The following is a 5,883-nucleotide window of genomic DNA, read 5'->3' as shown; positions in this document are numbered from 1 at the left end:
AATGTCCAGCTCCGAGAGAAGTCCTCGTGCGGCCTAAAGATCGATCAAAGTATAGCCGGCGTAACCCCCGCGGGCTATCTCCTGCTCCGCCTCGCAGGGGTGTTCACGACCGATCAACGGTCGTTGGTCGGTGGTGAACATGGGCTGCTGGCCGATAGCGGCCTGCTTCGGACAGCGCTATGCACCTGGTCCAACCAGCGGCGAGCGTCTGAATGCCTCCCAACGCGATCATTCGCGGGACGCGCGTCTTCGTTGCGCTCCGCAAGGCAGGCCGTGTCCAGCACAACAGGCTGCCCGTCTACCACGCTGTAACGCCGTTCTGCCGCATGTCGCTCTGTGCTGACGAGCCTGGGGCGGGGTCACACTGGGCTGAGCCTCCCGCCGAGGCAGTGACCTGCCCAGCCTGCCTTCGTCGCCTTGCGCAGCTCGGGGCGGGTTCCACCCCTTCGCCTTCTGGTCGAGAACCATTCACGCGCAGACGTTCCCTCAAAGGCTGACGGAGCTTGGCCGAAGCGGGGCGCTACTTGAGCTGGCTGTCCTTACTGCCCCGGCGGTTGAAGCCGATGTTCACTGGCCGCCGGTCCAGAGCCGACTGGCACAGGACGCACGTCCGTACCCCGGGTAGTGCCCGGCGACGCGCTTCGGGGATTTCCTCGTCACACTCCAGGCAATGCGTTGCTCCCGCGCCGATCGGGATATGGGCTCGCGCGCGCAGGACCCCGTCCGTGACAGTGTCCTCGATCTGGTCCTGCACCGCCCCGTCCGGGGCCCAGCCACTCGCCATTGCCGTTGTCCACCAGCCTCAGCTGCGAAGATCTGAATATGGGGTTCGGCAGCGGCCTTTTCACGCAGCCGTGTGGGCGGGAGAACACCGGACCTGGAGGTGATGGGATGGTGCTCAATCTCATCCTCGCTGGCGCGCCGCCTCAGCCTACTCATGGGCCACGGCAGCGCGGCACCTGGTGCTGGCGTTCAAATATCTCGACCGCGGTACAGTGCACGCGGAAGTCGAGGGGCAGGAGGGTACGCTGCCAGGGGGGAGCGGGTGACCGACGAAGCGGTGGAGTTCAGCGCAACGCAGCAAGAGCCTGGCGATGGCTCGCCCGGAGCCGTCGCAGCCTTCCCATACGACCGCATGACGGTGGAGCGCTTTCGTGAGGCGTTCCCGCGCGCGCGGTGGCGGGACGACCTGGGTGCCTGGTTCGTACCGGGCACACGTGCGGAGCGGCGCCTCACGACCTGGATGGGCCGAGAATGGTCGGGCGTGCTGGCCTATGCCGACCAGCGTGGCCGTGACGCCTTTGCCTTTGAACCGATCTCCAGCCCTTACCTGGAGCTGGATGACGGCTTCGTGGTCAGGACGCCCTATTCCCGGACCGCCATCGCCGAATTGAAGGAGATACCCTGGGCGCGCTGGGACCCGGCCATCAAAGCCTGGCGCGTGCCATTCCGGTCCTTCGAGGAGCTGAACCGGCACTGGCCGGCTATCGAAGACGCTGCTCGGCGGGCTGAACCGGAGGAGCGGCGAAAGCGGGCGGAAAGCCATAAGGCCTCTCCGGAGCAGGCGGACAAACGGATGGAGGCGACTGAACGTCGGCGACACCGTTATCCCGTCCCTGAAGATGCGCTACCGCCACTCGACCGAGTGCTGATGACCCATGCTGGATGCGTGGTGTTCGTGGCCATCACCGGCGAGCTCGCGGAACCTGCCGACACCGCCCGCTTCTATCCCGGTGTTTCAGCTGATTCTGCGGGGCTGATCTGGGCGGCTTGGCGCCGGCCCAGCCATGCCGAACTGGTCAAGACTTGGCCTTCCCGAACCCCGCCCAACCCGTCCGACCTGGCTCGCGGGTGGTGGCAGCCAGAAATCGAGATCTTGCGCAAGGAACGTCGCGCGGCTGCATCTCTGGAACGTGCCCAGGCGACGCGTCGGTCCAAAGCGCCGAAGCAACCAGCTTCCGAGCAGGGACACAGAGAATGACCACCCCTCAACGGCCCCCCGGAGACACTTGGGCTTCCGGATCGTGCTCGATCGCACCCCGCTCGCGCGCAGCCTCGGCCTGCTCCTCGGCCGCGGCTTCCTCCTGCTCGGCGATGGCGTCACGGGTGTGCTGGATGATGGCCAGCAACTCGGCATCCGTCATCTCCTCGATGCTCTGCCGCGCCGTGACTTCCACCACCTGCTTCTCCCGCCAACCCGCCCGTGCCTTCATCCAGAAGATCGCCGCCGCCACCGACCCGCCCTCGGTGGCCATGCGGAACAGGCTCTGCCCCACCTTGGCCGTGGCCTCGATCGAGCCGCGGTCCAGCTCGCGCCGGAAGTGCCGGCGCAGGGTCTTGGGGTCGATCTCGAGCAGGGTGGCGATGTCGTCCTGCGGCACGCCGTAGCCGGACATGGCGCGCACCGTCTTGCGCTGCTCCTCGGTGGGCTGAAAGGGCGCTCCCTGCACCATCTCAGGCCTCCCCGCCAGCGGTGGTGCGCTGGGCCGCCACATTGGCGAACGAGGCGCCGCTGTCCTCCAGCACCGCCTCCTGGCCCGTGAAGGCCTGCCAGCGCAGCACCGCCACGTCCACGTAGGCCGGCGACAGCTCCACGGCGTGGCAAGCGCGCCCGCTCATCTCCGCCGCGATCAGGGTGGTGCCTGACCCGGAGAACGGCTCGTACACCGCCTGCCCGGGGCTGCTGTTGTTTTCCATCGGCCGGCGCATGCACTCCACCGGCTTCTGCGTGCCGTGGGCGGTGTCGGTGTCCTGGCCGCGGGATGAGATGGACCACAGCGTGGTCTGCTTGCGATCACCGGCCCAGTGCCCCTTGCCGCTGTTGCGCACGGCGTACCAGCAGGGCTCGTGCTGCCAGTGGTAGTGCCCACGGCCCAGAACGAGGCGCTCCTTGGCCCAGATGATCTGGGCGCGTATGCCGAAGCCGGTGGCGGTCAGGCTGTCGGCCACCGTGCCGACGTGCAGGGCACCGTGCCAGACGTAGGCCACCTCCCCCGGGAACAGCGCCCACGCCTCGCGCCAGTCTGCCCGGTGGTCGTTGAGCACCTTGCCCGTGCGGGCGGTCTTGCTGCCCTCCAGGGCGGCATTGCGCCAGGCCGGGTCGTACTCCACCCCGTAGGGCGGGTCCGTGACCATCAGGTGCGGGCGCACCCCTTTCAGCGCCCTGGCCACGGTGTCCGCATCGGTGCTGTCGCCGCAGGTGAGCCGGTGGCGGCCCAGCAGCCACGTATCCCCCACGGCTGATACGGGCTGCTCCGGCGGGGTAGGGACCTCGTCCGGGTCGGTCAGCCCGGCGGTTGGCTCGGCCAGGAAGCCCGCGATCTCCAGCGGCTCGAAGCCGGTGAGGCTCAGGTCGAAGCCCTCGGCCGAGAGCTCGCCCAGCTCGACCCGGAGCAGCTCCTCGTCCCACCCGGCCGAGAGTGCCAGCCGGTTGTCGGCCAGCACGTAGGCCTGGCGCTGGGCTGCGGTAAGGTGGGCCAGCTCCAGGGTGGGCACCTCGGTCATGCCCAGCTGACGGGCGGCCAGAAGCCGACCGTGGCCGGCGATGACGCCGCGCTGGCCGTCCACCAGGATGGGGTTGGTGAAGCCGAACTCGCGGATCGAGGCGGCGATCTGGGCGACCTGGGCCGGCGAGTGGGTCCGGGCATTGCGCGCGTAGGGCACCAGCTCGGCCACGGGTGCGAGGTTGTAGGGGGGAAACAAGGGCGAGGCGGTCAGGGTGCTCATGCGCGCTTGCCCTCGATCAGCCGTGGCGGGGTGCGGGTGGTTTCCACGAGTTCGTCGTCGTCACCGAAGCGGCGGATCTCCACCACGACCTGCTGCGGCTCGGGCGGGGCGCCGTTGGGGCCGGACACCTCGACCAGCTGTTTCTCCCGCCAGCCTGCACGCGCCTTGAGCCAGAAGATGGTGGCCGCGATGTTCCCCGGCGTGGTGGCCTGCTGAAACAGGCACTGCGCGACGCGGGCATTGGCTTCGGTGACGGCGGTGTCGAGCTCGAAGCGAAAGGCGCGGCGCAGGGTGGGCTCAGAGCAGCGGACTACGCGAGCGATGGCGTCCTGCGGGATGCCGTAGGCGGCCATGGTGCGCACGGTGCGGCGCTGCTCCTCGGTTGGCGTGTAGCGCGGCGGGGCCATCAGGCGCGGTGCCGCTTGTAGGACGGGAACGACGAGGCGGCGGTCTGGGGCATCACGGGCGTCCTGCGCAGCGCTCGATAGATTACCGGAGCAGTGACCCGTAGCGCGACACGACAAACCTTCGCCGCAGTTCCTTTGTTTGCGAGCTGGCAGTGCCGCAGATCGCTGTCAGCGTGGGGCACGCCCTCAGGCCAGCGTTCGCGCCATCGTCAGTTGAGGATGTTGCAGATGTTGCCTCGCGCGCGTGGAGAGAGTGGAAAGGTAGAGGAAGAGGAGAGAGGGAGTGGAAAGCCTTGGTGCTTCATGCGCGCGAGGCAACATTTGCAACATTTTCACCGCTGCTCCTGCTGCCGCTGCCGGATCACCTCTGCGGTCTGCTGCTGCGCCTGCTTGCGGGCCTCGCGCTCACGGATGGCACGATCGGCGAAAACCATCTTCAGCGCCGGGTTCACCGCCCAAGCGGTCGGCGGCCGCGTCGGATTGGCCTGCTCCTCGGACCGCAGCCAGCCCACGGTGACCAGGCTCTCCATCACGTCTCGCAGCTCTCGTCGCGCTTCCGGGGCACGCAGGGCACCGTAGGCCTGCACGACGTCGCGAAGGGTCACCCGCTCGCTGCCGCGGGAAAGGATGAAGCCCGCGATCCAGCGCGCGTGTCCGGTCTGCGCCGTCGAGAACATCAGCGCGTCGGCCCGTAGCAGGTGTGGCAGCAGAACGTCGCGCAGCAGCGCCGCTGCCCGGCGGGTCACAGCCTCGGTGACGACGGTGAGGGATGGTGCCTCGAGACCGCGGGCATGGGCGTCGGCGGCTTCGATCAGGTGGAGCACCAGGGTCAAGCGGGCGAACAGGCCTGGCCACTTCCCCAGAGCGGCTTTGAGCCGGGGAGAGGTGTCGGGCATGGCGCTCAGGGCGCGTCCGAGGTGGTTCAGTGCTGCGCGATGCCGGTGCGCGTCAGTGTGCAGGACGACCGGGCGTGGCGCCTGGCCGAACACGGTCACCGGCGGATGCAGGGCGGCGAGGGCCGGGAAGAGCGCCTCGTAGCGGGCCAAGGCCTCGGCATCAGGGGCTCGGTCCTCCCCCTCGGTTTGCCGGCCCGGCACGCAGAGCAGGAAGCGCTGCAGTAGCCCATCCTCTTCGGTGTCACGGGCGATGCGCTGAATGGGGCCGGGCTGGATGCCGCCCAGGAAGCAGGCCGACCAGTTGGAGCAGGCGAAGGTGCCGCGCCCCACCCGATCCAGCACGTATCGGCCGCCGTTGTAGAGGCGCAGGTAGGCGCCGCGATCACCACCACCTTTGCCACCGCTCCGGTAACGGTCGAGGTTGGCGAAGAACTCGGCCATCTCGTCCTGCCGGACCAGGACCTTGCCGGCAGCTGCCCGCTGCTTGGCGTCGGGGTCGTCGCGCAGGACTTCCGAGAGCGCCTCGATCGTGGTGCCCTCGACCAGGTAGCGGCCCAGCCGTGGCAGCCGCGGCTCCGCAGCCGGATCGCTGCCGGCCTCTTTCCAGGCGGCGACGGCCACCTTGTGGGCCCGCATGGCCTCGGCGTGGAGATCACGCGCCTGGGCATCGAGGACGTCGATGGGGCGGGTGCAGGCACGCAGCACGGGCGTCTTCAGGATGGAGGGATCCCTGTAGGCGCCGAGACGACACTCCCCAGAAGTGCCGACTGAAAATTCCCCAGCTGGGCTGACGGGCCGGCCTGGTCAGGAATGCCTTGGTCGGCCGGCCATGGACCCCATGCTGCCCCTGTCCT

Annotated in this window: 6 protein-coding genes; 1 reads left to right on the top strand and 5 read right to left on the bottom strand. The window is 68.7% G+C overall.

Annotation, left to right across the window (positions count from 1 at the left end; all coding sequences use genetic code 11):
- Positions 1-520 precede the first annotated feature (520 nt).
- Complete coding sequence (locus ACLIBK_RS25295) at positions 521-784, bottom strand: DksA/TraR family C4-type zinc finger protein (protein WP_415390076.1); 264 nt, start codon at positions 782-784, stop codon at positions 521-523.
- Between the two features lie 261 nt (positions 785-1,045).
- Here ACLIBK_RS25295 and ACLIBK_RS25290 point away from each other — a divergent pair, with 261 nt between their 5' ends.
- The gene (locus tag ACLIBK_RS25290; protein ID WP_415390075.1) at positions 1,046-1,981 is read left to right on the top strand and encodes a hypothetical protein; all 936 of its coding nucleotides are present in this window, start codon (positions 1,046-1,048) and stop codon (positions 1,979-1,981) included.
- Between the two features lie 7 nt (positions 1,982-1,988).
- Here ACLIBK_RS25290 and ACLIBK_RS25285 read toward each other — a convergent pair whose 3' ends face one another.
- The 4 genes from ACLIBK_RS25285 to ACLIBK_RS25270 form a co-directional block, all read right to left on the bottom strand.
- Positions 1,989-2,453, bottom strand: coding sequence for a hypothetical protein (locus ACLIBK_RS25285; RefSeq protein ID WP_415390074.1), 465 nt, complete (start codon positions 2,451-2,453; stop codon positions 1,989-1,991).
- Position 2,454: 1 nt separating this feature from the next.
- Positions 2,455-3,726: a site-specific DNA-methyltransferase gene (locus tag ACLIBK_RS25280; RefSeq protein ID WP_415390073.1), complete on the bottom strand. Its 1,272-nt coding sequence runs from the start codon at positions 3,724-3,726 to the stop codon at positions 2,455-2,457.
- The gene (locus ACLIBK_RS25275; protein ID WP_415390072.1) at positions 3,723-4,133 is read right to left on the bottom strand and encodes a hypothetical protein; all 411 of its coding nucleotides are present in this window, start codon (positions 4,131-4,133) and stop codon (positions 3,723-3,725) included. The genes ACLIBK_RS25280 and ACLIBK_RS25275 overlap by 4 nt, the downstream gene beginning before the upstream one ends.
- A gap of 332 nt (positions 4,134-4,465) precedes the next feature.
- Positions 4,466-5,746 carry a DUF3987 domain-containing protein gene (locus ACLIBK_RS25270; RefSeq protein ID WP_415390077.1) on the bottom strand — a complete coding sequence of 427 codons (1,281 nt, stop codon included), beginning with the start codon at positions 5,744-5,746 and terminating at the stop codon, positions 4,466-4,468.
- Between the last annotated feature and the right edge of the window lie 137 nt (positions 5,747-5,883).

Source organism: Roseomonas sp. BN140053 (assembly GCF_047690175.1).
Taxonomy (GTDB): Bacteria; Pseudomonadota; Alphaproteobacteria; order Acetobacterales; family Acetobacteraceae; genus Roseomonas.
This window is presented reverse-complemented; position numbering and strand designations above follow the sequence as displayed.

Bases quoted from the DNA above. Each gene is read 5' to 3' on its own strand.
- ACLIBK_RS25285 (WP_415390074.1), bottom strand. From the start codon at position 2,453: ATGGTGCAGGGAGCGCCCTTTCAGCCCACCGAGGAGCAGCGCAAGACG.
- ACLIBK_RS25280 (WP_415390073.1), bottom strand. From the start codon at position 3,726: ATGAGCACCCTGACCGCCTCGCCCTTGTTTCCCCCCTACAACCTCGCA.
- ACLIBK_RS25275 (WP_415390072.1), bottom strand. From the start codon at position 4,133: ATGGCCCCGCCGCGCTACACGCCAACCGAGGAGCAGCGCCGCACCGTG.
- ACLIBK_RS25295 (WP_415390076.1), bottom strand. From the start codon at position 784: ATGGCGAGTGGCTGGGCCCCGGACGGGGCGGTGCAGGACCAGATCGAG.